Origin of the sequence: Bacillus sp. EE-W1 (assembly GCF_009760835.1) — a bacterium.
GTDB lineage: Bacteria > Bacillota > Bacilli > Bacillales > Bacillaceae_G > Bacillus_A > Bacillus_A wiedmannii.
In genome coordinates, this window is record NZ_WIPE01000056.1 from 347,969 (window position 1) to 370,964 (window position 22,996).

25 protein-coding genes are annotated in these 22,996 nt (G+C 34.7%); 20 read left to right on the plus strand and 5 right to left on the minus strand.

The window, feature by feature from the left end:
* Window positions 1-55: 55 nt before the first annotated feature.
* Window positions 56-1,519, plus strand: a complete 1,464-nt coding sequence (locus GFJ36_RS09340) for a flavin monoamine oxidase family protein (RefSeq protein WP_097889425.1) — start codon at window positions 56-58, stop codon at window positions 1,517-1,519.
* Between the two features lie 84 nt (window positions 1,520-1,603).
* Complete coding sequence (locus GFJ36_RS09345) at window positions 1,604-2,188, plus strand: GNAT family N-acetyltransferase (RefSeq protein WP_001068733.1); 585 nt, start codon at window positions 1,604-1,606, stop codon at window positions 2,186-2,188.
* A gap of 24 nt (window positions 2,189-2,212) precedes the next feature.
* Here the strand turns inward: GFJ36_RS09345 and GFJ36_RS09350 are convergent, their stop codons facing one another.
* Window positions 2,213-3,115 (minus strand): aldo/keto reductase, encoded by a 903-nt coding sequence (locus GFJ36_RS09350; RefSeq protein ID WP_087982782.1) that lies wholly within the window; start codon window positions 3,113-3,115, stop codon window positions 2,213-2,215.
* Window positions 3,116-3,280: 165 nt separating this feature from the next.
* Here GFJ36_RS09350 and GFJ36_RS09355 point away from each other — a divergent pair, with 165 nt between their 5' ends.
* Window positions 3,281-4,231, plus strand: coding sequence for a CobW family GTP-binding protein (locus GFJ36_RS09355; protein ID WP_157349533.1), 951 nt, complete (start codon window positions 3,281-3,283; stop codon window positions 4,229-4,231).
* Between the two features lie 97 nt (window positions 4,232-4,328).
* Here GFJ36_RS09355 and GFJ36_RS09360 read toward each other — a convergent pair whose 3' ends face one another.
* Entirely contained in the window at window positions 4,329-4,799 is a 471-nt protein-coding gene (locus GFJ36_RS09360; protein WP_087982778.1) for a GNAT family N-acetyltransferase, read from the minus strand.
* A gap of 134 nt (window positions 4,800-4,933) precedes the next feature.
* On the minus strand, window positions 4,934-5,884 hold the full coding sequence (locus tag GFJ36_RS09365) for a metal ABC transporter substrate-binding protein (protein ID WP_087982776.1): 951 nt from the start codon (window positions 5,882-5,884) through the stop codon (window positions 4,934-4,936).
* A gap of 267 nt (window positions 5,885-6,151) precedes the next feature.
* On the opposite strand from GFJ36_RS09365, the gene GFJ36_RS29060 reads away from it, so the two are divergent.
* The 3 genes from GFJ36_RS29060 (at window position 6,152) to GFJ36_RS09375 (ending at window position 8,076) form a co-directional block, all read left to right on the plus strand.
* On the plus strand, window positions 6,152-6,301 hold the full coding sequence (locus GFJ36_RS29060; protein ID WP_000540925.1) for a hypothetical protein: 150 nt from the start codon (window positions 6,152-6,154) through the stop codon (window positions 6,299-6,301).
* Window positions 6,302-6,416: 115 nt separating this feature from the next.
* Window positions 6,417-7,076 (plus strand): oxidoreductase, encoded by a 660-nt coding sequence (locus GFJ36_RS09370; RefSeq protein ID WP_048559679.1) that lies wholly within the window; start codon window positions 6,417-6,419, stop codon window positions 7,074-7,076.
* A 508-nt stretch (window positions 7,077-7,584) separates the two neighbouring features.
* Window positions 7,585-8,076: a DinB family protein gene (locus GFJ36_RS09375; protein ID WP_087982774.1), complete on the plus strand. Its 492-nt coding sequence runs from the start codon at window positions 7,585-7,587 to the stop codon at window positions 8,074-8,076.
* A 296-nt stretch (window positions 8,077-8,372) separates the two neighbouring features.
* Here GFJ36_RS09375 and namA read toward each other — a convergent pair whose 3' ends face one another.
* Complete coding sequence (namA, locus tag GFJ36_RS09380) at window positions 8,373-9,410, minus strand: NADPH dehydrogenase NamA (RefSeq protein ID WP_087982772.1); 1,038 nt, start codon at window positions 9,408-9,410, stop codon at window positions 8,373-8,375.
* Window positions 9,411-9,543: 133 nt separating this feature from the next.
* Between namA and GFJ36_RS09385 the strand changes: the two genes are divergently transcribed.
* The 6 genes from GFJ36_RS09385 (at window position 9,544) to GFJ36_RS09410 (ending at window position 14,410) form a co-directional block, all read left to right on the plus strand.
* The gene (locus GFJ36_RS09385; protein WP_087982770.1) at window positions 9,544-9,996 is read left to right on the plus strand and encodes a methylated-DNA--[protein]-cysteine S-methyltransferase; all 453 of its coding nucleotides are present in this window, start codon (window positions 9,544-9,546) and stop codon (window positions 9,994-9,996) included.
* Window positions 9,997-10,003: 7 nt separating this feature from the next.
* Entirely contained in the window at window positions 10,004-11,008 is a 1,005-nt protein-coding gene (locus GFJ36_RS09390) for a DUF2628 domain-containing protein (RefSeq protein ID WP_087982768.1), read from the plus strand.
* Window positions 11,009-11,092: 84 nt separating this feature from the next.
* Window positions 11,093-12,754: a peptide ABC transporter substrate-binding protein gene (locus GFJ36_RS09395; protein WP_000824264.1), complete on the plus strand. Its 1,662-nt coding sequence runs from the start codon at window positions 11,093-11,095 to the stop codon at window positions 12,752-12,754.
* Between the two features lie 57 nt (window positions 12,755-12,811).
* Window positions 12,812-13,228: a FosBx1 family fosfomycin resistance bacillithiol transferase gene (fosB, locus tag GFJ36_RS09400; protein WP_157349534.1), complete on the plus strand. Its 417-nt coding sequence runs from the start codon at window positions 12,812-12,814 to the stop codon at window positions 13,226-13,228.
* A gap of 12 nt (window positions 13,229-13,240) precedes the next feature.
* Window positions 13,241-13,786 carry a short-chain dehydrogenase gene (locus GFJ36_RS09405; protein ID WP_000543151.1) on the plus strand — a complete coding sequence of 182 codons (546 nt, stop codon included), beginning with the start codon at window positions 13,241-13,243 and terminating at the stop codon, window positions 13,784-13,786.
* Between the two features lie 12 nt (window positions 13,787-13,798).
* Window positions 13,799-14,410 carry a phosphoserine phosphatase 1 gene (locus GFJ36_RS09410; protein WP_097889426.1) on the plus strand — a complete coding sequence of 204 codons (612 nt, stop codon included), beginning with the start codon at window positions 13,799-13,801 and terminating at the stop codon, window positions 14,408-14,410.
* A gap of 45 nt (window positions 14,411-14,455) precedes the next feature.
* Here the strand turns inward: GFJ36_RS09410 and exsB are convergent, their stop codons facing one another.
* Window positions 14,456-15,034 carry an exosporium protein ExsB gene (exsB, locus tag GFJ36_RS09415; protein ID WP_000817496.1) on the minus strand — a complete coding sequence of 193 codons (579 nt, stop codon included), beginning with the start codon at window positions 15,032-15,034 and terminating at the stop codon, window positions 14,456-14,458.
* A 181-nt stretch (window positions 15,035-15,215) separates the two neighbouring features.
* Between exsB and cotH the strand changes: the two genes are divergently transcribed.
* The 8 genes from cotH to GFJ36_RS09455 all read left to right on the plus strand — a co-directional run bounded on the left by cotH (window position 15,216) and on the right by GFJ36_RS09455 (window position 22,994).
* Window positions 15,216-16,292, plus strand: coding sequence for a spore coat protein CotH (cotH, locus tag GFJ36_RS09420; protein WP_000937987.1), 1,077 nt, complete (start codon window positions 15,216-15,218; stop codon window positions 16,290-16,292).
* Between the two features lie 105 nt (window positions 16,293-16,397).
* The gene (locus GFJ36_RS09425) at window positions 16,398-17,015 is read left to right on the plus strand and encodes an NUDIX hydrolase N-terminal domain-containing protein (RefSeq protein ID WP_000216930.1); all 618 of its coding nucleotides are present in this window, start codon (window positions 16,398-16,400) and stop codon (window positions 17,013-17,015) included.
* A gap of 104 nt (window positions 17,016-17,119) precedes the next feature.
* Window positions 17,120-17,722, plus strand: coding sequence for an undecaprenyl phosphate transporter UptA (uptA, locus tag GFJ36_RS09430; protein WP_000881202.1), 603 nt, complete (start codon window positions 17,120-17,122; stop codon window positions 17,720-17,722).
* 96 nt (window positions 17,723-17,818) lie between these two features.
* Window positions 17,819-19,198: a putative polysaccharide biosynthesis protein gene (locus tag GFJ36_RS09435; protein ID WP_002071458.1), complete on the plus strand. Its 1,380-nt coding sequence runs from the start codon at window positions 17,819-17,821 to the stop codon at window positions 19,196-19,198.
* A 184-nt stretch (window positions 19,199-19,382) separates the two neighbouring features.
* Window positions 19,383-20,324, plus strand: a complete 942-nt coding sequence (locus GFJ36_RS09440) for a magnesium transporter CorA family protein (protein ID WP_000932392.1) — start codon at window positions 19,383-19,385, stop codon at window positions 20,322-20,324.
* A gap of 198 nt (window positions 20,325-20,522) precedes the next feature.
* Window positions 20,523-21,419: a permease gene (locus tag GFJ36_RS09445; protein WP_000418724.1), complete on the plus strand. Its 897-nt coding sequence runs from the start codon at window positions 20,523-20,525 to the stop codon at window positions 21,417-21,419.
* A 3-nt stretch (window positions 21,420-21,422) separates the two neighbouring features.
* Entirely contained in the window at window positions 21,423-22,292 is an 870-nt protein-coding gene (locus GFJ36_RS09450) for a TIGR03943 family putative permease subunit (protein WP_000488035.1), read from the plus strand.
* 195 nt (window positions 22,293-22,487) lie between these two features.
* Window positions 22,488-22,994, plus strand: a complete 507-nt coding sequence (locus GFJ36_RS09455; RefSeq protein ID WP_000141166.1) for an acyl-CoA thioesterase — start codon at window positions 22,488-22,490, stop codon at window positions 22,992-22,994.
* Window positions 22,995-22,996 lie beyond the last annotated feature (2 nt).

The window sequence follows — 22,996 nt, forward strand, 5'->3', positions numbered from 1 at the left end:
AGGGGAAGACCCCCCACTGATTATAGTTTCACTTTATGAAGTAAGGGGTGGAATTGTGCAGAAAGATATAATGTATAACACTGAGATGGATGAAACGTTAAAAGTTATAAATAAAGGCTTAAAGAAGACGACTCGTCCGAAGCGAATTATAGTAGTAGGGGCCGGTATGGCTGGGTTGGTTTCGGCATCTTTATTAAAAGCTGCAGGACATGATGTAAAGATTTTTGAAGCAAACAACCGGGTAGGTGGCCGCATAGAGACGGTTAGAATGGAAGATACCGGATTATATTTAGATGTTGGGGCAATGAGAATTCCGTATTCGCACACATTAACGATGGCATATATAAGAAAATTCGGGCTACAGGTAAGCCCTTTTATTAATAGGAATGAGACAGATATCGTTTACGTAAATGGCCGAAAAACGACATTAAAACAATACGAAAAAGATCCAAGTATATTAAAGTATCCTGTGGAAATGAATGAAGTTGGGAAAACGTCTGAGGAGCTATTAATGTTAGCGGTGCAGCCCATTATAAATTTTATAAAAAAGAACCCAGAGAAAAATTGGGATATTGTAGTAAAGGATTTTGGGAGATACTCTACAGGACAATTTTTAAAGTATTACCCTTATCAATATAATACTTACTTTTCACCAGTAACAATAGAGATGATTGGTGTTTTATTAGATTTAGAAGGTTTTTTGGAAAGGTCATTTGTTGAGACGTTACGCTTTTTATATATTATGCAAGTGGAGAGTGGATTTTGTGAAATAGTAGGCGGGAATGATAGATTACCAAAGTCCTTTTTACCACAATTAGAAGAAAATATTATATATAATCAAAAATTAATGAAGCTACAACAACATGATAATGGTGTGACAGCTTTCTATCGAAACGAGGAAACTTTTGAATATAGTAGTATTAATGGGGATTTAGTTATTATTACAATCCCATTCTCGACAATGCGTTTTGTGGAAGTAGATCCATTTAATTCTATATCTCATGAAAAATGGAAAGCAATTCGCGAATTGCATTATATGCCAGCGACGAAAATAGGAATTCAATTTAAAAGTCGATTTTGGGAAGAACAAGGACAATTAGGTGGCAGGATTATAACGGATTTGCCAATTCGTTACGCCTATTATCCAAGTCACGGAATTGGAGAAAAAGGACCTGCTATGATGTTAGGAAGCTATACATGGTCTTATGATGCGTTGTTATGGGATGGGTTATCAAAAGGTGATCGTATTTATTACACACTACAAAATTTAGCGACAATATTAGGCGATCAAGTATATGATGAGTTCATGTCTGGCATATCCAAAAGTTGGACATTGGATCCATATGCACTGGGAGGGTTTGCACTATTTCAGGCAGGGCAAGAATCTGAGCTACAACCAGCGATTATAAAACCAGAGGGGAGATTATACTTTGCAGGTGATCATACAACGTTATATCACGGATGGATACAAGGTGCAATTGAATCTGGAGTTCGTGTAGCGGTAGAGGTAAATGGTTAAAATGTGTAAAATTCAGAAATTTCTTTACTGTATAGTTTGAGATGGATATTATTATATATAAAAGAATTAAAAGGAGTGTTGAAAGTGAATCCGTTATTATTTGATTTTCCTTCTGAATTTTATACTGATAGGCTATTTATTCGAATGCCGAAACCAGGTGACGGTAAAGCTGTATACGATGCAATTCAAGCTTCTATGAAAGAATTAAAACCATGGATGGTTTTTGCACAAAAAGAGCAAACAGAGGAAGAAGTAGAGGTGAGCATTAGAAAATCACATATTCAATTTTTGCAGCGTGAGGATTTAAGATTACTAGTTTTTTCGAAAGAAACAGGTGAATTTATTGCATCAGCTGGATTGCATCGTATTAATTGGGATATACCTCAATTTGAAATTGGGTATTGGATTGATTCAAGGTTTAGTGGAAAGGGTTATATGGTAGAGGCTGCAAAGGGTATAACGGATTATGCTTTTTCTGAGCTGAAAGCAAACCGCGTAGAAATTCGATGTGATTCTTTAAATAAGAAGAGTAGAGCGATACCTGAGAAATTAGGATTTAAGTTAGAAGGTACATTGGAAAGTGCGAGTGTAGCGGTAGATGGAAATGGATTAAGGGATATGTGTGTATTTGCCATGACTAGAAATACATATGAAAAAGAAGAGCTGTAAAGAAACAGCTCTTCTTTTTGTGTATTATGGTACAGGATGTCCATTAGAGCTTTCGAAAATTGTAAACCATTGTTGACGATCTAAATTAACTTTTGTAGCAAGGGCGGCTGTTTTAACACGATCTAATTTACCAGATCCAACGATTGGCATCATGTTAGCTGGATGAGCAAGCAGCCATGCATACATAACTGTATCGATGCTAGTAACATCTAGTTCAGTAGCAACCTTCTGTAAAGTTTCACGTAAACGTACAGCACGTTCTGATTGACCAGTAAAGATTTCTCCGCCAGCAAGAGGCGACCAAATCATAGGATTGATTCGCTTTTCTTGGCATAAATCAATTGTCCCTTTTTCGAAATGTTCAAGCTGCATCGCAGATACTTCAATTTGATTTGTAATGAGCGGGAAATTTAAATAAGAACTTAACATATTAAACTGTGAAGGTAAAAAGTTAGATACACCGAAGTGACGGACTTTTCCTTCTTGCTTTAAGCGTGAGAACGCTTCTGCTACTTCATTTGGATCCATAAATGGATCAGGGCGATGAATGAGCAGTACATCAATATAATCTGTATGTAAGTTTTGTAATGAGTCTTCCGCGCTTTTTATTATATGTTCAGCACTCGTATTGTAGTGCGCAACATATCTCTCTGGAAATTTTGGTGATGGGGGAGCGATTCCACATTTTGTGATAATTTGCATGTCTTCGCGTAAGGAAGGCTTGAGTTGTAACGCTTCTCCAAATAATCCTTCACACGTATATCCGCCATAAATATCAGCATGATCGAAAGTAGTAATTCCCATATCCATACAAGCTTCCATAAAAGAAAGTAACTCTTGCTTTGGCATATTCCATTCTGCTAAACGCCAAAAACCTTGAATAATACGAGAAAATTCTAGTGTTTCGGCCATTTGAACTCTTTCCATTATAAGTACCTCCTTGATGAATGAATCATTTTTTGAAAAGGCTTTCTTGCTACATATTATTATATAGTTACAGTGTCGTACATACAATAAATATGTTTTGCTACAAAAACGATTTTCTCTATATGCTATAATGTAAAAACATATAGCTATAAGGAGATGTACGAAATGATTCCAGTAACAATATTAACTGGTTTTCTTGGATCAGGGAAAACGACATTATTAAATCGCATTTTATCAGAAAATCACGGTCATAAATTAGCAGTGATTGTAAATGAAATAGGACAAATTGGTATTGATAATCAGCTGATTATGAATGTCGAAGAAGAGATTATGGAGATGACGAATGGATGTTTATGTTGTACTGTACGTGAAGATTTACTAGTCGCTTTAAAACAATTACTGGACGTAAAAGCAGAAGGTAAAATGGAATTTGATGGATTAGAAATTGAAACGACTGGTCTTGCAAATCCAGGTCCGATTATTCAAACATTCTTTTTAGATCCTGTGATTCAATCTGCATACCAAATTAACGGCGTTGTAACAGTAGTAGATAGTTATCATATACATAAACATTTTGAAAAAGGACTAGAAGCAAAGGAACAAATTGCATTTGCTGATGTCGTTTTAGTAAATAAATTAGATTTAGTGGATGAAAGTGAAAAGGAAAATCTATTGCAGGAACTGCAAGGTATTAACCCAACTGCAAAGTTAATCGAGGCGACTAACTGTGATGTAGATATTCCATCGTTACTACAAATTCAAACGTTTAAAACGAAAGATACGTTACAAATTTATCCTCATAAAGAGCATAATCATCTAGAAGGGGTAAAGTCGTTTGTACTACGCGAAGAGCGACCGTTAGATTTACAAAAACTAAATGAGTGGATGTCAGCTGTCGTTCAAGAGCTAGGGGAGTATTTATATCGCTACAAAGGAATTTTATCGATTGATGGAGTAGATAAACGTATCGTTTTCCAAGGTGTGCATACACTGTTTGCTGCATCATATGATAGAGAGTGGCAAGAGGGCGAAGAACGAGTAAGTGAAGTTGTGTTTATCGGAAAAGATATTAATAAAGAATGGTTCCAAGAACATTTCGGGGAGTGTGTGAAATAAGTCTGCATATATTGCAGGCTTATTTTTTTGACTTAACTAAGTATTTTGTAGAAAAATGCTAGATTGCAAAAAACGAAGGATAATAAAAAGCCTGTTTTCACAGGCTTGTATGTTCATTTACTAGTAACTCCATTACAACACCTACAACTGGTCCTTCATCATCAATATCGCCATTTAAACGGAAGCCAAATGATTCATATAGTCCCATTGCAAGTTTGTTGTCTGGATGTAAACTTAAATAAATTATTTTACATTCAAATTTATCTTGTAAGAATTGAATGAGTATGCGAAGAAAGCGTTTTGCGTATCCTTTTCCTTGATAGCGTTGGTCAATCATAAAGCGGTCTAACCATACGCTTTTACGTTTTTCCCAATACCATCCATACATTGCATATCCTACAAGTGTTTCGCCATCATATAAACCTACTGACGTTCCGTTTTTCTCATATAATGATTCTGCTAGAGAAAACGCATTGCTTTCAATAAATTGCTGCTGGTCTTTTGCGACGTTTAAAGCAGCTACCGAACGCCAATTTGTTTCTGTTACTTCACAAATGTGAAGAGTCATAATTCCAACTCACCTTCTAAATTAATATAGCTTAAAAGCTAATATGGATAATTTTACTTGTTATTTTGGTCAAGTCAAGTAAGAGCGAATAAAAAAGAAGCTGAATGACTCGTTCAGCTTCTTAAAAAAATTGATTAGTTAGTAGCTTCTTTCAATGTGTTTACGTTTTCTTCCATTAAAGTGAAGTAATCTTTATTGCTCTTCGCGTCATCTTCAGAAATAGTAGCAAGATGATTTAAGCGTAAAATTTTTGTGCCCGTTTCTTTTTGAATAACAGATGCTACTTTTGGAGTAGAGAATGTTTCAAATAAAATATATTTTAGATTATGTTCTTTTACTGTTTTTGTAATGTCAGCAAGCTGTTTTTGAGATGGTTCATCAGAAGCTGAAATACCAGCGATAGCAATTTGTTTCAGGCCATAGCGTTGTTCCCAGTATCCATAAGCCGCATGAGAAACTAAAATATCTTTCGTTTTTGCATTCGCAATAGCTGCTTTAAATTGATCATCTAAATCAGTAAATTTTGTTTGAAGTGCTGCAAAGTTTTTTTCGAACTCTTGTTTATGGTCAGGTTGTAATTCTACAAGTGCATTTTTAATTTTTTCAGCCTGTTTCATTGCCAGGGTAGGGTCTAACCAAATGTGTGGGTCTTTATCGTGATGATGTTCCTCTTCTTTATGGTCGTCTCCGTGATCATGATGCTCTTCTTCAGTAGAAGTACGCAGTTCAATACCTTTTGAAGCATTTACAATTTTAACATTTTCTTTTTGTAATGTTTTTTCCATTTTTTCAGCAAATGGTTCTAATTCAGCCCCGTTATAAACGAATAAATCGGCTTTTGCAACTTTTACTGTTTGTTTTTGACTTGGTTCAAATGTATGAGAATCTGCACCAGGTGGATAAATTGCTTCAACCGTTACATAGTCGCCACCAATTTTTTTTGCGAAATCTGCAAGAGGAAAAATAGTTGTATAAACAGTTAGCTTTCCATCTTTCTTGGCATTACCTTCTTTTTTATTTGAGCAGCCAGTAAAAATTAAAGTGAAAATAAGTAAGAATGAAAATATAGTCAATCTTTTAGGCATGAAGTTCTCCTCTTTTCTTTTTTTACGGATATATTTTCCCCAATTATAGAAGAAAAATATCATTTTAATACAAAACGGAATAATTACGTTTTAGTTTGCGAACTTAGTATAATACATCTTTTATAAAGTTGCAATAAATAATAATCATTCCGATTTGTTTTTGTTATAAAGTTGTCAAATTTGGATGTATTATTTTTAGGAATGCATGCATATGTGACAACGCTACGTTCATATATTTGAAAGGAGGGTGTAGAGGGGGATGAGTGTTTGGGTTACTTAATGGAAGCTATTTTATTGATATTAGCGGTAGTATTACCATTAGCATTAGTCTTAATTTTTTTAAGAAGATTAATAAGTAATTTAGGAGATGCATCAACAGTAACAAAATTGCGAGAGAAAGATGAGAAAAAAGAGTGAGTAAAGCACTATGCGTACGCATAGTGCTTTACTTGTGGTAAAATGAGAGCAGGAAACTCCTAAAAGTTGTATTTTACTGAAGGAGAGAAAAGTAAAATAAGAGGTATATGCATATATGAATAAGCGAACAGCGTTAGTACTTGGTGCAAGTGGTTTAGTTGGACAAGAGATAACGCGTCTATTACTTGAATCAGATTACTACGATTCGGTTACTATTTTTGTAAGGGAACCAATGCAATGGCAACATGAAAAGTTACAGCAAAAGCAAATAGATTTTTCGATGTTAGAGGAATATAAAGAGTTTTTTGCTGTAGATGACGTATTTAGTTGTCTAGGAACAACAATCAAAAAAGCAAAAACAAAGGCAAATTTCAAAAAGGTAGATTATGAATATACGTTACGAGCTGCTTGTTTAGCTGAAAAACAAGGGGTACAAAATTTCCTTGTTGTGTCTTCAATGGGAGCAAAACCTAAATCGTTTTTCTTTTATTCGCAAGTTAAAGGGAGAATGGAAGAGGAATTACAAAAGTTAGTCATTGGTGGTATTCACATTTTTAGGCCATCTTTATTAGTAGGAAATCGACAAGAATTTCGTTTCGGTGAACGAATGGCTGAAAAATTATCTCGTATCATTCCTTTTATATTTAAAGGGGCTTTCAAAAAGTATAAACCAATTTCAGCGAAAGATGTGGCGAAAGGGATGTATATAACTGCATTGCGAGAAGAAACGGGTATTTATATTTATAACTCAAATGAAATTACAACGATAGAATAAAAAACGAAAAGAATGACATGTATTTAAAAAAAGTTTGAATCTTGAATGAATAGTAAATACATGTAGTTTAGCAATTATAAGAAAGTAAAAAAGGAGTGGGGAGCCCACTCTTTTTTTACGATAATTTATTATGCAAATCGCATTTTTATCCCTCTATTTGTGGACAGCAAAATCCCCGCGGATTAAAGTTTCACTTTATACATCTCCAACACTCTTGATCTTGTACGACAAGTGATCTCGTTTATTGCAATGCTATTTTTAGAGTCGTATTATACTAACTGATGATTTCGTGTTATAAGAATGTTTCACCTCATTTGAAAATATACTACTATCATATATCCATTGTTTGTAATGCCAATAAATCAAATAGAATATACTTTCTATTTGGAAATAATCTGTTTTTATATCTGTTTGAGTAAAATCTGAAGGGAATTGGGTTCCGAAGATATAAAAGTCCCATATGTACTACTCCGTATTTTTTGGAGATTTGCAAAAGGAGGATATAAGAATGAGTAAAAAAGAAATGTTGCAAAATGGAATTAAGCAAGTGTTTTACGAAGAAGAATGGTATCCACCTTTATCAGACGCGTTAAAGGACCTTACTGCTGCACAAGCATGTTGGCAACCAGAAGGAGAGGCTAGTAATACGATTTGGGAAAATGTAAACCATTTACTTATCTTTAAAGAACGCTTACTTGCCCGCTTGCATCAAGATGAAACATTTGTGGCGCCACAAAATAATGATGAAACGTTTGTCCAAGGTGGACGTAATGATGAGGATGCTTGGCAACAAACAGTGTTGCGAACAATTCAAGTGCATGATGCCTTACAATCTGCATTAATATCCCTTCAAGAAGCAGAACTAAATCAATTAACTCCTTCTCTACCAATTTGGCAACAATATATGAACATCCTTTTGCACGATGCTTATCATACCGGGCAAATTGTGCAACTTCGCAAGCTTCAAGGTTCATGGCCAGCGCATCGTTCTTATTTGTAAATGATACTTAAAATTGTTGGAGTTATAAACGAAACAAACGAATCAATATGTAGAATACTACTATATGAAAAAACAATTTCTCACTTAATCTGAGGAATTGTTTTTTTCGTAATCATGATTGTGGAATTCGATTTTTAACCCTGTCACATATTCAGAAAGGGAGATAAATACATAAAAAAATAGGTGTATCAAGCAAAATGTTGATCCACCTTAAAACGATATTATGAAATAACATACGTTATCTTATAGTATACTTTTTATTCCTCTAGATTCAGTAGTACATATTATTCTCGGTTTTATTTATTTGTATGGAGTTTCCCCGGTGCTCGTTTGTATTGATACGGTTCTTCTAACTCAAAACTAAGTTCATTGGCGGCTATTCTTGGAAAGTAAGGATTGCGAAGTAACTCACGTCCGATAAAAATTAAATCTGCTTCGTTATTATTTAAAATTTGTTCTGCCTGTACTCCATTCGTAATCAAACCAACAGCCCCAGTTGCAATGTTAGCATGTTCTTTAATATGTTTAGCATATTGCACTTGATACCCGGGATATACATCGATGTGTGCCGGAACAACAGCTCCAGAACTACAATCAATTAAATCTACTCCTTGTTCTTTCATCCAGTTTGTATATGGAACGTAATCTTGAACCGTTAAACCGTCAGGATGATAATCGTTTGCTGAAATACGAACAAATAACGGTCCGTTCCAAACTTCATTTATTGAGTCAATGATTTCACGTAAGAAACGATAGCGATTTTCAGGTGAACCTCCATATTCATCGGTCCGTTTATTAGAAAGTGGAGAAAGAAATTCATTAATAAGATAACCGTGAGCGCCGTGTATTTCAATAACGTCAAATCCAGCTTGTTTGGATCGTATTGCAGCCTCTTGAAAAGCTAATATGGTCTTTTTTATTTGCTGTATACTCATTTCTACTGGGATTTTCATAGTTTCATTAAACGGAATTGCGGATGGAGCGAGAGCATCCGTTTCTAATTCAGCTTTTCTTCCGGCGTGAGCAAGTTGAATGGCGGCTTTTGCGCCGTTATCATGTATAAAAGTTGTCGTTTTATGTAAGCCTTCAATTAGGCTATCATCCCATATACCTAGGTCTTTATTAGAAATTCTTCCTTCAGGTAACACGGCTGTTGCTTCGATCATAACTAAACCAACTTGACCAGCAGCTCTTGTTCCGTAATGAACGTGATGGAAATTAGTTACTTGGCCATCCTCGTTTTCTGATGAATACATGCACATAGGTGACATAACGATACGGTTTTTTAATGTAACGTCCTTAATTGTATAAGGTGAAAAAAGTTCAGAATTCATCCAATAGCCTCCTAGATTGAATTTTCTTACATTGTATCATTCTTGTTTTTGTTTCCCTAATAAAACGCTTATACGAAAAATTTTGTCTATTCGTGTTACAATAATTAATATGAATTGAATTGGAGGATGACATATGTACCAGGCTTATTATGAAAGTGAATTAGGCTTGCTGGAAATTACAGCGAACGATAAAGGAATTACGTCTGTTATATTTGTTGATGAGAGACAAGAAGAACATAAAAATGAAATAATAGATCAATGTATAAATGAGCTAGATGAATATTTTAAGGGGAAAAGAAAAGAGTTCACAGTCCCGCTATCTGCTGAGGGAACAGTATTTCAAAAAAATGTATGGGATGCGCTTTATACTATCCCTTATGGCGTAAGTGCTTCATATTTAGATATTGCAGAGAAGGTTGGAAATACGAAAGCTGTACGGGCGATAGGAGGGGCAAATAGTCGGAATCCAATTTCAATAATCGTTCCATGTCACCGTGTAATAGGAAAGAGTGGAAAGCTTGTTGGATATGCTGGTGGTTTATGGAGGAAAGAGTGGTTATTAAAACACGAAGGTATTATGAAATGACGTATGGATGGGAAGAGGGATTGTTTTGAAATGTATAAATTGTGGTCAACCTTGCGAGGAGGAACAGTTAAATTGTGCAAGTTGTCAGCGAAAGTTGGATAATGAACAAGGTGAAAGTAGCTCGTTAATAGATAAAGAACTAGAAGTATATGTAGGGAGACAATATCCGTATTACAAAAGGAAATGGGAGCTTGAGAATAAGCGGATTGCTAGGTGGAGCTGGAATGGTTGGGCAACTATTTTCAATATAGGTTGGCTTGGATATCGTAAGTACTATTTACCGGCAGCATTATTTGTATTGTTATTAGTAGCGTGTGATGCGTTTTCTTATTATATGGGTTTCAATGTAGCACTGCCAATCATTAATATGGGGCCTCTTACGTTTTTATTACTCATTTTTATTCTGTTTGGAATGGGGATTTTTGCAAATGGATTATACTATCAATTTGCGGAAAGACGTATATACCGAATAAAAGCAAGAGAAATAAAAGATAAATCAGTTGAAAACTATCTTATCCATGATAGTGGCGGAACGAGCAAAATGGGAGCGACAATTGTTACTATTTTAGCAGTTGCTAGCATATTTTTTAGTCATTTCTTTTTTCCGACTAATCGAGACGTTATACAAAAGGTTCGTACAAGCTCGCTTTATGAATATCCTTTCTTTTCAATAGGTGAATCTTTCGAAAATTATTTTCAAAATTCAGATTGGATATATTATCGTGGAACGGAAGGGTTAGAATTAGTAGAATTCCAAGGATATAACGCGGGAGCACCAAAACAAAAGGTGACGATTCAATTTGTTGTCGATTATAAATTGGGTGAAGTGGAACCGTACTCGCTTACGGTTAATGGTGAATCTAAAAATGAAGAAGAGTTTTTGAAGATGATGGACGAAATATTTAAGGTTCAAAATCCATTTGATATAGAGGATGGATTACAAGTAAATGCGATTCAAAAAAGCGGCTGGAAAGAAACTTCCGACCGCTTTTTTCTATGTTTGTTAAAATAAATATTTAAAATAATCAGAATCTTTTGTATAATGAAATATATTATACGAGATTTAACTTATACATATAGATTGGGGGAAGGAAGAATGAAGAGAAAGACAACAACAATTGCTGCACTTGCGTTAACGACGAGTGTATTGGTTGCAGGATGTGGGAATGGTGAGAAGGCTTCGACAACGAAGAAAGAATCGAATAAGGAAATGGCAGATAAACAAGTTTTAAATTTGCTAGAAACAGCTGAAATTCCTTCAATGGATACATCTAAATCAACGGATTCTGTATCTTTCCGTGTATTTGTAAATGCAATGGAAGGTTTATATCGTCTAGATAAAGATAATAAACCAACACCAGGCATGGCAAAAGATGTGAAGATTAGTGAAGATAAAAAGACATATACATTTGAATTACGTGATGCGAAATGGTCAAATGGTGATCCAGTTCGAGCACAAGATTTTGTATATGCATGGCAACGTACATTAGATAAAGCAATAGCGGCAGAATATGCATTCATTTTATTTGATGTGAAAAATGCACAGAAAGTAAATAAAGGAGAATTACCATCAGATCAATTGGGTGTTAAAGCGAAGGATGATAAAACGTTGGTAGTAGAATTAGAGCAACCAGCACCTTATTTTCTTGAGCTTACGTCGTTCCCTACATTTTTCCCATTAAATGAAAAATATGTGAAAGAGCAAGGAGATAAATACGGATTAGAAGCAGATAAATTATTATATAATGGACCATTTACGATGAGTGAATGGAAACATGAACGAAGTTATCAGCTAAAGAAAAACCCTAATTATTGGGATAAAGATACTGTGAAGTTAGAAGAAATTAATGTAAATATTGTGAAGGAAACGAGCACAGGAGTAAATTTATATGATAGTGATCAAGCGGATCGAGTTATTTTAAGTTCTGAATTCGTTGATAAATATAAAAAGAATAAGCCAGATGAATTTAAAACGAAGTTAGATCCACGTATGTATTTCTTACGTTTTAACCAAAAAAATGCAACGTTTAAAAATCAAAAAGTTCGTGAAGCAATTGATTTGGCATACGATAAAAAAGGAATTGCTGATGTCATTTTAAATGACGGTTCTTTGCCAGCATATTTCTTAGTACCTGAAAAATTCACGACAGGTCCGGATGGAAAAGACTTCCGCTCTGTAAATAAAAACTTCCGTGATAGTAAAGATAACGCAGCGAAAGCAAAAAAATTATGGGAAGAAGCGAAGAAAGAGCTTGGTCAAGATACAATTACGGTTGAATTACTAAATGATGATAATGGTAGCCGTAAAAAAGTAGGCGACTTTATTAAAGAAGAATTAGAGAAAAACTTACCTGGTATTAAAGTGAATTTGAAACAGCAACCATACAAGCAGAAGCTAGATTTAGAAAAGAAATTCGAATATGAATTCTCATTATCTGCATGGAGCCCTGACTATCCAGATCCAATGACTTATATTGATATGTTTGTTACTGGAAGCTCATTTAATGAAATGGATTATTCTAATCCGAAGTATGATGATTTAGTAGCGAAATCAAAAGGAGAGCTATTAAAAGATGATAAAGCACGCTGGGATGCACTTGCGGAAGCTGAAAAAATCTTAATTGGTCAAGATGCAGCAATTTCTCCTACGTATCAACAAAGCACAGCTTATTTAGAGAAGCCGTTTGTAAAAGGTATTGCGAATCATACGTTTGGCGGGGACTTCAGTTATAAATGGGCATATATTACAAAAAAATAGTACAATAAAAGGTGAGTGAATTTTCGCTCATCTTTTTTGTATAAGGAGGAATTATAGTTGTTAAGGGGAATCAATCATATTTGTTTTTCGGTATCTAATTTAGAAAATTCTATTATGTTTTATGAAAAAGTATTAGGGGGAGAATTATTAGTTAAAGGGAGAAAATTGGCATATTTTAACATATGTGGAGTATGGATAGCACTTAATGAAGAAACACATATTCCGAGAAATGAGATTCATCAATCTTATACGCATATTGCGTTTTCTGTTGAACAGAAAGACTTTGAACGTCTACTGCAACGATTAGAAGAAAACGATGTTTATATTTTACAAGGAAGAGAACGGGATGTAAGAGATTGTGAGTCTATATATTTTGTTGATCCTGATGGACATAAGTTTGAGTTTCATTCAGGGACATTGCAAGACCGAATTAATTATTATAGGGAAGATAAACCTCATATGACATTTTACTAAGGGGGGAAGAAGTTGCATGCGTTAGTAATTGGTGGAACGGGAATGCTAAAGAGGGTGTCTATGTGGCTTTGTGAGCAAGGGTTTCATGTTTCTATTATTGGAAGAGATGAAGTGAAATTAGAAAATGTTAAACGGGAGAGTACCACACCTGAAAGTATCACATGCCTTCCGTTAGATTATCATCATGATGACGATGTAAAGTTAGCTATTAAAAACACAATTGAGAGGAATGGCCCAATAACATTGGTTGTCGCATGGATACACGCAAGTGCAAAGGATGCATTATCACTCATTTGTAGAGAATTAGACTTGTCGTCTGAAACATACAACGTTTTTCATATTTTAGGCAGTAAAGCGTCGAGAATAGCCGCACAAAAAATAGGCGGTACGCGATGTAGCTATCATAGAATAATATTAGGTTTTATATTAGAAGATACATACGGAAGATGGCTTACCCATGAAGAAATATCGGATGGAGTAATAAAAGGAATTGAAAGTAAATGTGATGAATGGATTGTAGGACGAGTAGAACCGTGGGAATTGCGGCCGACATGGTAAGGGGGAATTGAAGTGAAGACAACGGTATATGTAACAAGGCATGGTGAAACGGAATGGAATGTAGAGAAACGAATGCAAGGCCGGAAAAATTCTGCTTTAACTGAAAATGGTATGTTACAAGCTAAGCAATTAGGAGATCGAATGAAAGATTTATCTATCGATGCGATCTATAGTAGTCCGAGTGAAAGAACCCTTCATACTGCAGAGTTAATAAAGGGCGAACGTGATATACCGATAATCGCGGATGAGCATTTCTATGAAATTAACATGGGTATATGGGAAGGACAGACAGTCGATGATATAGAAAGGCAGTACCCAGACGAAATACAGTTATTTTGGTATGAGCCACATCTTTTCCAGTCAACATCGGGAGAAAATTTTGAGGCTGTTCATAAAAGGGTAATGGATGGGATACAACTTCTTTTAGAAAAGCATAAAGGAGAAAGTATATTAATTGTTTCCCATGCGGCAGCGGCAAAACTACTTGTAGGACATTTTGCGGGTATTGAAATAGAAAATGTATGGGATGATCCATTTATGCATAGTGCTAGTCTAAGTATAATAGAATTTGAAGAAGGGAAAGGTGAAGTGAAGCAATTTGCAGATATAAGTCATTTTCAATAAATGTAAAAAAGGCCGCAAAACGGCCTTTTTTGGTTGGTATAAAAACTAGCAATTACGTTTTTTATACCAGAAGTGATCGAATTTCTTATTTTTGCAAGATGGGAATTTATGTCCGCCTTTGCAATCGTCCCACTTGTGTCCGCCATCGTGACAGTCTTTACCATGATCCCATGAATCATCGCAAGAGTGACCGTGTCTGTTAGGGAAGAATTCGCATTTTTTACAGAAACTTCGTTTTGTCCAGAAAAATTTCTTTTCAAAGCGTATGCATTTTGTAACGAAAGTACAATGTTTTCTGCGAGTACGTTTTGTAACTAAAACGCATTCTTTTCTACGAGTCACTTTCGTAACGAATGTCCATTTTTGAACGCGCACACGAGTACATTTTGTAACAAATGTCCATTTTTTTACGTGCGTACATTTTGTAACGAAAGTACAATGTTTCACGCGAGTACATCTTGTTCTTGGACATTTACCCCCAGTTGTACATTTACAACCTGTTGTACATCGATGATGAGAGAATTTATCATCATCGCACTCAAAGGTACTTGGATCTTGGTGTAAGAAATCCTCCATCCCAGCACTTTTGATTTCTTCAACAGCTTTTCTAATATCACGTTTCATAGAAATCCTCCTTATCATGTATTCAGGTGAAAAGGTATTCTTTTTCCTTAACATGATATGAGATATGACGTCTTTCTGAACAAGACAAGAGTGTAATTTTATATAAATGGATGATAGCGGATGTATGGACAAGACAAGGCGCATACATTGAATGAAGAGAACTGAGAAGGGATGAGAAAACATGCTACCTTCATATGATTTTTTTATTCATCCAATGTACTTAGTGGAATTAAAAAAAGACATTTGGTCAGACAGTCCAGTGCCAGCAAAATTAACTTATGGAAAAAAGAAGTATGACATTGATATCGTATACCGAGGTGCTCATATTCGTGAATTTGAGAAAAAGTCTTATCATGTTATGTTTTATAAACCGAAAAAATTTCAAGGTGCGAAAGAGATTCATTTAAATTCTGAGTTTATGGATCCGTCTCTCATACGAAATAAATTATCTTTAGATTTTTTTCATGATATTGGTGTACTTTCACCAAAATCACAACATGTATTTATAAAAATTAATGGTCAAATTCAAGGTGTATATTTACAGTTAGAATCAGTTGATGAAAACTTTTTGAAAAATAGAGGATTACCGAGTGGTTCTATTTATTATGCGATAGATGATGATGCGAATTTTTCTTTAATGAGTGAGAGAGATAAAGATGTTAAGACTGAGCTCTTTGCGGGTTATGAATTTAAATATTCGAATAAAAATAGTGAAGAACAGCTGAGTGAATTTGTATTTCAAGCAAATGCTTTGTCGAGGGAAGCTTATGAAAAAGAAATTGGAAAGTTTTTGCATGTTGATAAATATTTACGATGGTTAGCTGGCGTTATTTTTACACAAAACTTTGATGGTTTCGTTCATAACTATGCACTATATCATAACGATGAAACAAATTTATTTGAAGTGATACCGTGGGATTATGATGCGACTTGGGGGCGAGATGTACAAGGGAGACCACTTAATCATGAGTATATTCGCATTCAAGGCTATAACACGTTAAGTGCAAGATTGTTAGATATACCTGTATTTAGAAAACAATACCGAAGTATTTTGGAAGAAATACTAGAAGAACAATTTACCGTTTCGTTTATGATGCCGAAAGTTGAAAGTTTGTGTGAAACGATTCGTCCATATTTACTACAAGATCCATATATGAAAGAAAAATTAGAAACATTTGATCAAGAAGCTGATATGATCGATGAATATATAAATAAAAGAAGAAAGTATATACAAGACCACTTACATGAATTGGATTAATTTTGAAAGAGATTGGAACATTATCAATCTCTTTTTTTGTATAATAAAGATGTATCAATTGAATTGAAGTAATATTTACTTAATAAAGAATGGAGATGTGGAAACATGACAGTTAAGTGGGTTGATTGGGTAAAACAAATACAAGCTATAGCCCAAGCGGGTTTAACGTATTCTAAAGATGTGTATGATATAGAGCGTTTCCAACAATTACGGGATATTTCCATTTCCATGATGTCACATTACACAAAGACAGATTGGGAAGTTGTAGAGAAGTTATTTGCAAATGAGACAGGCTATCAAACACCAAAAGTTGATATTAGAGCAGTCGTTTTTCAAAATGAAAAGTTATTATTTGTGAAAGAAAAAAGTGATGGGAAATGGGCATTGCCAGGTGGATGGGCTGATATCGGCTATACGCCAACAGAAGTAGCAGCAAAAGAAGTTATAGAGGAGACGGGTTATGAAGTGGATGATTTTAAACTATTCGCTATATTTGATAAAGAAAAACATCAACCATCGCCTTCAGCAACACACGTATATAAAATTTTTATTGGCTGTAAGATTATTGGTGGCGAAAAGAAAACGAGTATTGAAACAGAAGATGTGGAGTTCTTTGGTGAAAATGAATTGCCTAATTTATCGATTGCTAGAAATACCGAAGAACAAATTAAAGAAATGTTTGCCTTTATGAAAGAACCTCAGAAAGAAATATTAATAGATTAATCATGCTTATGCCAATCATATTGTTGAAATGAAGATATTGGCAGAATGCAACCTTTATGTAATAATGGGATGGTATGTGAAGAAAAAAGGAGATAGAAAATAAAATGTTAGCAAGCATAATAGATCAGTTATTGCAATTTTTTGCAAGCTTAGGTTACTTTGGAGTAGCGCTAGCTTTAATGATTGAAATTATCCCGAGTGAAATTGTACTTTCGTATGCTGGATTTTTAGTAGCGGATGGTAAAATTAGTTTTGTCGGTGCAGTTATCGCCGGAACTATTGGTGGTACTTTAGCCCAAATCTTTTTATACTGGCTTGGATATTACGGAGGGCGTCCAGTTGTAGAGAAATATGGGAAATATCTACTTATTAATAAACACCATTTAGACATAGCGGAAGGTTGGTTTAAGCGTTACGGAGCAGGAGTAATCTTTTCTGCACGCTTTATTCCAGTCGTACGTCATGCAATCTCTATTCCAGCAGGATTAGCTAAAATGCCATTAAAACTATTTACACTGTATACAGTAGTTGCGATTATTCCATGGTCAATACTATTTATATACTTAGGTGAAAAGCTTGGCGGGAATTGGCGACACATTAAAGAGTATGCATCTGATTACACACATTACATAATTATAGGAGCTGTTCTTTTTGTTGCTTTATACTTCGGTTTGAAGTATTTCAAAAAGAAGAAAGCAGCGCGTTAAAGTCAATGATTTTTCATTGGCTTTTTTATTTGTTTCGGTTCTAAAAAAAAGGAGTTGTCCATAATGTGTAATAATAAAGCGTAGCGGAGGAATGTGATGAAAGGGTCACCGTTTATACGTGGAACGATATTTTTAACGATGGCAACGATGATATCTAAAATGTTAGGGTTTATATATGTTATACCATTTACAGCAATGGTCGGTACGAGTGGGTACGTTTTATACACGTATGCATATCGTCCATATACGATTATGCTCAGCATTGCGACGATGGGACTACCACTTGCCGTTTCAAAAATGGTATCAAAATATGATCAACTGAATGATTATCATACGGTTAAGAGAGTGCTAAAGAGCGGTATCTTTTTTATGTTAATAATGGGAGTAATCTCATGTTTTACGCTATATATATTAGCTCCACATTTAGCTAAACTTGTAATCGATGGAAATGATCAAACGGGGAATAGTGTAGCAGCGGTCACTACTAATATCCAAATTGTAAGTTTTGCGTTAATACTTGTACCGGTAATGAGTTTATTAAGGGGATTCTTTCAAGGGTTTCAATCGATGGGGCCTTCTGCTTTAAGTGTAGTTGTTGAGCAGTTTTTTAGGGTCTTAACCATTTTAATAGGAAGCTTTGTCGTTTTATATATTTTAAAAGCTTCTATCTCGCTAGCAGTTGGTATTTCAACGTTCGGTGCCTTTATGGGAGCGATAGGTGGATTAACTGTTTTAAGTGCGTATTACATAAGAAGGAGAAAGCACTTAAAGAAAAAAGAGATGGCAAGTATACCGCAAACAACGAAATCTTTCTTCTCACTGTATAAGGAGCTCTTTACATATTCAATACCGTTTGTTGTGGTTGGTTTAGCAATTCCGTTGTATCAGACGATTGATACATTTACAATTAATAAACTACTTATACAAATAGGGTATATGCAAGGAGAAGCGGAGAAGATAAATGCAATAATTGGTCTTGTTCAGATGGTTGTACTCATCCCAGTTTCCGTTGCGACTGCTTTTAGTATGTCTCTCGTACCTGAGATGACAAAAGCCTATACAGCAGGGAATGTGAAGTTACTGTACAAACATTTTACGAGAACGAATGTATTAGTAGTAGGTATTACGGTACCAGCGGCGATTGGAATGATGTTGTTAGCAAAACCAGTATATACTCTTTTATTTGGTGCCGGAAATGATCCGGAGATGGGGAGAGTTATTTTACAGTATTATGCTCCTGCCTGTATACTATTTTCGCTTTTTACAGTAACAGCTGCGATGTTACAAGGAATTAACCAACAACAGAAAACAGTGCTAGGATTAGTAATTGGCATTATTGTAAAGATAGTTTTAAATATCGTATTGCTTCCGTATTTCGATTATGTAAGTTTTATTATTTCAACATACGCTGGTTATACGATTTCAGTTGGCTTTAACTTGTGGATGCTTTCTAAATATGTTATAAAGGCAACATAAGCTTTTTAAGGCAGAGAGCACTCTGTCTTTTTCTTTGTTTAGAATATTTTTCTTATAAAAACGTTTTCAAAATAATTTTTCTATTGAAATTTAAACGTATGTTTCATATGCTGAGAATGGCGGTTCAAAAACTGTTCTGTAAGAGAGGTAGATTCCTACATGTAAAAAGAATCGGGGTGATAGTATGTTAAATATTTATTTAACAGACCGAAACGGAAAACTACAAGAGGTTGAGGAAATGCAAAAGGGTTGCTGGATTAATGTACTTCATCCAACGGAAGAAGAAATTCAATATCTAGTACAAACTTTAAATGTAGACTTAGATTTCATTAAAGACCCTTTAGATGATGAAGAACGCTCTCGTATTGAAAAGGAAGACAATAATACCTTAATAATCGTGGATATTCCAACAGTTAGACATGATGAAGAAGGAAATTCGATTTATGACACGATTCCAATAGGTATGATTGTAATGCCAGATTGCTTTGTGACAATTTGTTTAGAAGAAAACCCAATTTTCGAACGCTTTATTAATCAACGTATTAAAGAATTTTATACGTTTAAAAAGACACGCTTTGCACTTCAGCTCTTATATACGATTTCTACTTATTATTTAAGATACTTAAAGCAAATTAACAGAAAAACAATCGATTTAGAGCATCAATTAAATAAGTCGATGAAAAATAAAGAGATTTTCACATTGCTAGGCCTTGAAAAAAGTTTAGTTTACTTTACAACATCATTAAAGGCGAATAAAATTGTAATTCAAAAATTAATGCGTAACAGTACATTTTTAAAAATGTATGAAGACGATCAAGATTTATTAGAAGATGTATTAATTGAAAATAAACAGGCGATTGAAATGGCGGAAATATATAGTCACATTTTAAGTGGAATGATGAATACTTTTAGCTCCGTTATATCAAATAATTTAAATAGTGTTATGAAACTGTTAACGTCTATCACAATCATTTTATCGTTACCAACGATGGTTTCTAGTTTCTTTGGAATGAACGTAAAGGTTCCGTTTGAAGGGGAAGCACATGGTTTTGTAATTGTACTCATAATATGTGTAACACTATCTTTCACATTAGCGTTTGTTTTTTGGAAGAAACGTTACTTTTAACGAGAAGAAAGCTGCTCTAGCATAGTTGTGTAACTGCGCTAGAGCAGCTTTTTTGCTATGAAATCCAAAGTTTTGAATAGAATATAACTTATAAAATGTAATGTATCTGAAAGGTAGGAATTCCGTATAAGCCTTGTCCAATTAATAAAATAGGGTTAAAATTACATATTGTTAATGAAAAGTTGGAGGAAATACATCATGGAATTGTTTCAATTACCGAAAGCATTCCTGCAAATGAATACAATCTTTATCTCTATTTTGATCGAAGCACTTCCTTTTGTGCTCATTGGTGTATTTATTTCAGGATTCATTCAAATGTTTGTGACAGAAGATATGGTAGCAAAATGGATGCCGAAAAACCGATTTCTGTCTGTTTTAATGGCTACTTTTTTAGGTATGATGTTTCCGGGTTGTGAATGTGGAATCGTTCCGATTGTAAGGCGGTTAATCGGAAAAGGGGTTCCACCATATGCCGGGATTGCATTTATGTTAACTGGGCCAATTATTAATCCGGTCGTATTATTTGCAACATACGTTGCCTTTGGAAGCAGTATGCACATGGTATGGTATCGTTCTATTGTAGCGATCATCGTAGCAATTATCGTTGGAATTATATTATCATTTATGTTTAAAGAACATCAATTAAGAGATGATCACTTCCCAGAAGTGAATCATAAGCGTCCATTACGTAAAAAAATGTGGGATGTATGTACGCATGCTGTTGAGGAATTTTTCTCGATGGGAAAATATTTAGTATTAGGTGCGTTAATTGCAGCGGCAGTTCAAACGTTCGTACAAACTTCAACACTTCTTGCTATAGGACAAGGGCCGTTTTCTTCACCAGCTGTTATGATGGGACTTGCTTACATTTTATCACTTTGTTCAGAAGCGGATGCATTTATTGCTTCGTCATTCCAAAGTACATTTTCAACAGCATCACTTGTCGCGTTCCTCGTATACGGACCGATGGTGGATATTAAAAATATGTTTATGATGCTTGCAACATTTAAAACGAAATTTGTAATTGTCGTTACAGTTACAGTTACACTTGTTGTTTATGCAAGCTCACTACTCATTTATGCGATGGGGTGGTAGGTTATGTTTCGAGCATATATATTATTAGGTTTTACAATCTTAATCGCGCAGCTTCATATTTCAGGTAATATTACGAAGTATATCAATATGAAGTATGCCTATTTATCAAAAACAGCAGCTATTATTTTAGGTTTTTTAACGGTCGTTCAAATTATTATCGTTTTCCAAAAAGAACATCAAAAAGAAAAAGAACAGCACAATTGTGGTTGCGATCATAGCCATTGCGGGCATGATCATTCGAAAGATGAAAATACTTGGTGGAAAAAAGCATTTTCGTACACATTATTTTGTTTTCCGATAGTCACAGGATTGTTTTTCCCGATTGCAACATTAGATTCGGACATTGTTAAGGCGAAAGGGTTTCATTTTCCAGTAGCACAAGCAGAAAGTAAAGATCCATTTATGACAAGGCAATTTCTAAGACCTGATACGAGTATTTATTACGGGAAAGAAGGATACCGTGGTGTAATGGAGAAAGGGAAAAAAGAGTTTGTTACGAAAGATAGTATTACTTTAAAAGATGAAGATTTTCTAAAAGGGATGGAAACAATTTATAATTATCCTGGTGAGTTTACCGGGAAAAAATTATCTTTTAAAGGGTTTGTTTTCAAAGATGATTCTTCTCAAAAAGAACAATATTTCTTATTCCGTTTCGGTATTATACATTGTGTAGCGGATTCAGGTGTATATGGTATGTTAGTGAAAAAACCAGAAGGGGTAGAATGGAACAATGATGATTGGATTCAAGTTGAAGGAGAGATATCAACGGAATTTTATCAGCCATTCCATGCGAACATTCCTGTTTTAGAAGTAACAAAATGGAATAAAGTTGAACAGCCGAAAGAACAATATGTATTTAGAGGAGCCGATTGATTACATCGGTTCTTTTTTGTGGACTAAGAGTTCTGAATGTTGTTAATATTAAACGTGTAGTGATAGTAAGCTCATACCGTTCTAGTGTTAATGGGAAATGGAACTCTTACCGAACTTCTTTGCTCCAGCCGAATTTTGTGGTGGGAGTCTTAATGTCTGCAAATAGCGGATTAAATAATCAAAGAGGTGATAACAATGACTGAAGTAAAGGGAAAAACAGCTAATGAATCCAGAGTGTTTAAAACGAGCCGAGTATTTCCAACAGATTTAAATGATCATAATACGCTATTTGGTGGAAAGATATTAGCCGAGATGGATATGGTTGCTTCTATCTCCGCAACGAGGCATGCAAGAAAAGAATGTGTGACAGCATCTATGGATTGGGTAGATTTCTTACATCCTGTTCGCTCTTCAGATTGTGTTAGTTATGAATCCTTTGTAATTTGGACAGGTAGAACTTCTATGGAAGTATTTGTGAAAGTAGTAGCAGAAGATTTAATTTCAGGTGAGAAACGTATAGCAGCAACATCATTTGTTACATTCGTTGCACTTAGTAAGGACAATAATCCAGTTCCAGTTCCTCGAGTAATCCCCGAAACAGAAGAAGAGAAAGAATTACATCGCATTGCTGTGTTACGTGCAGAACAACGTCATATACGTAAGGCGGAGAGTAAGAAAGTAGCCACATTACTAACTTTTTGAGT

Coding starts and splice junctions, on each gene's coding strand:
- GFJ36_RS09350 (WP_087982782.1), bottom strand. CDS start 3,115: ATGGAAAGAGTTCAAATGGCCGAAACACTAGAATTTTCTCGTATTATT.
- GFJ36_RS09355 (WP_157349533.1), top strand. CDS start 3,281: ATGATTCCAGTAACAATATTAACTGGTTTTCTTGGATCAGGGAAAACG.
- GFJ36_RS09360 (WP_087982778.1), bottom strand. CDS start 4,799: ATGACTCTTCACATTTGTGAAGTAACAGAAACAAATTGGCGTTCGGTA.
- GFJ36_RS09365 (WP_087982776.1), bottom strand. CDS start 5,884: ATGCCTAAAAGATTGACTATATTTTCATTCTTACTTATTTTCACTTTA.
- GFJ36_RS09370 (WP_048559679.1), top strand. CDS start 6,417: ATGAATAAGCGAACAGCGTTAGTACTTGGTGCAAGTGGTTTAGTTGGA.
- GFJ36_RS09375 (WP_087982774.1), top strand. CDS start 7,585: ATGAGTAAAAAAGAAATGTTGCAAAATGGAATTAAGCAAGTGTTTTAC.
- namA (WP_087982772.1), bottom strand. CDS start 9,410: ATGAATTCTGAACTTTTTTCACCTTATACAATTAAGGACGTTACATTA.
- GFJ36_RS09385 (WP_087982770.1), top strand. CDS start 9,544: ATGTACCAGGCTTATTATGAAAGTGAATTAGGCTTGCTGGAAATTACA.
- GFJ36_RS09390 (WP_087982768.1), top strand. CDS start 10,004: ATGGGAAGAGGGATTGTTTTGAAATGTATAAATTGTGGTCAACCTTGC.
- GFJ36_RS09395 (WP_000824264.1), top strand. CDS start 11,093: ATGAAGAGAAAGACAACAACAATTGCTGCACTTGCGTTAACGACGAGT.
- exsB (WP_000817496.1), bottom strand. CDS start 15,034: ATGAAACGTGATATTAGAAAAGCTGTTGAAGAAATCAAAAGTGCTGGG.
- cotH (WP_000937987.1), top strand. CDS start 15,216: ATGCTACCTTCATATGATTTTTTTATTCATCCAATGTACTTAGTGGAA.
- GFJ36_RS09425 (WP_000216930.1), top strand. CDS start 16,398: ATGACAGTTAAGTGGGTTGATTGGGTAAAACAAATACAAGCTATAGCC.
- uptA (WP_000881202.1), top strand. CDS start 17,120: ATGTTAGCAAGCATAATAGATCAGTTATTGCAATTTTTTGCAAGCTTA.
- GFJ36_RS09435 (WP_002071458.1), top strand. CDS start 17,819: ATGAAAGGGTCACCGTTTATACGTGGAACGATATTTTTAACGATGGCA.
- GFJ36_RS09440 (WP_000932392.1), top strand. CDS start 19,383: ATGTTAAATATTTATTTAACAGACCGAAACGGAAAACTACAAGAGGTT.
- GFJ36_RS09445 (WP_000418724.1), top strand. CDS start 20,523: ATGGAATTGTTTCAATTACCGAAAGCATTCCTGCAAATGAATACAATC.
- GFJ36_RS09450 (WP_000488035.1), top strand. CDS start 21,423: ATGTTTCGAGCATATATATTATTAGGTTTTACAATCTTAATCGCGCAG.
- GFJ36_RS09455 (WP_000141166.1), top strand. CDS start 22,488: ATGACTGAAGTAAAGGGAAAAACAGCTAATGAATCCAGAGTGTTTAAA.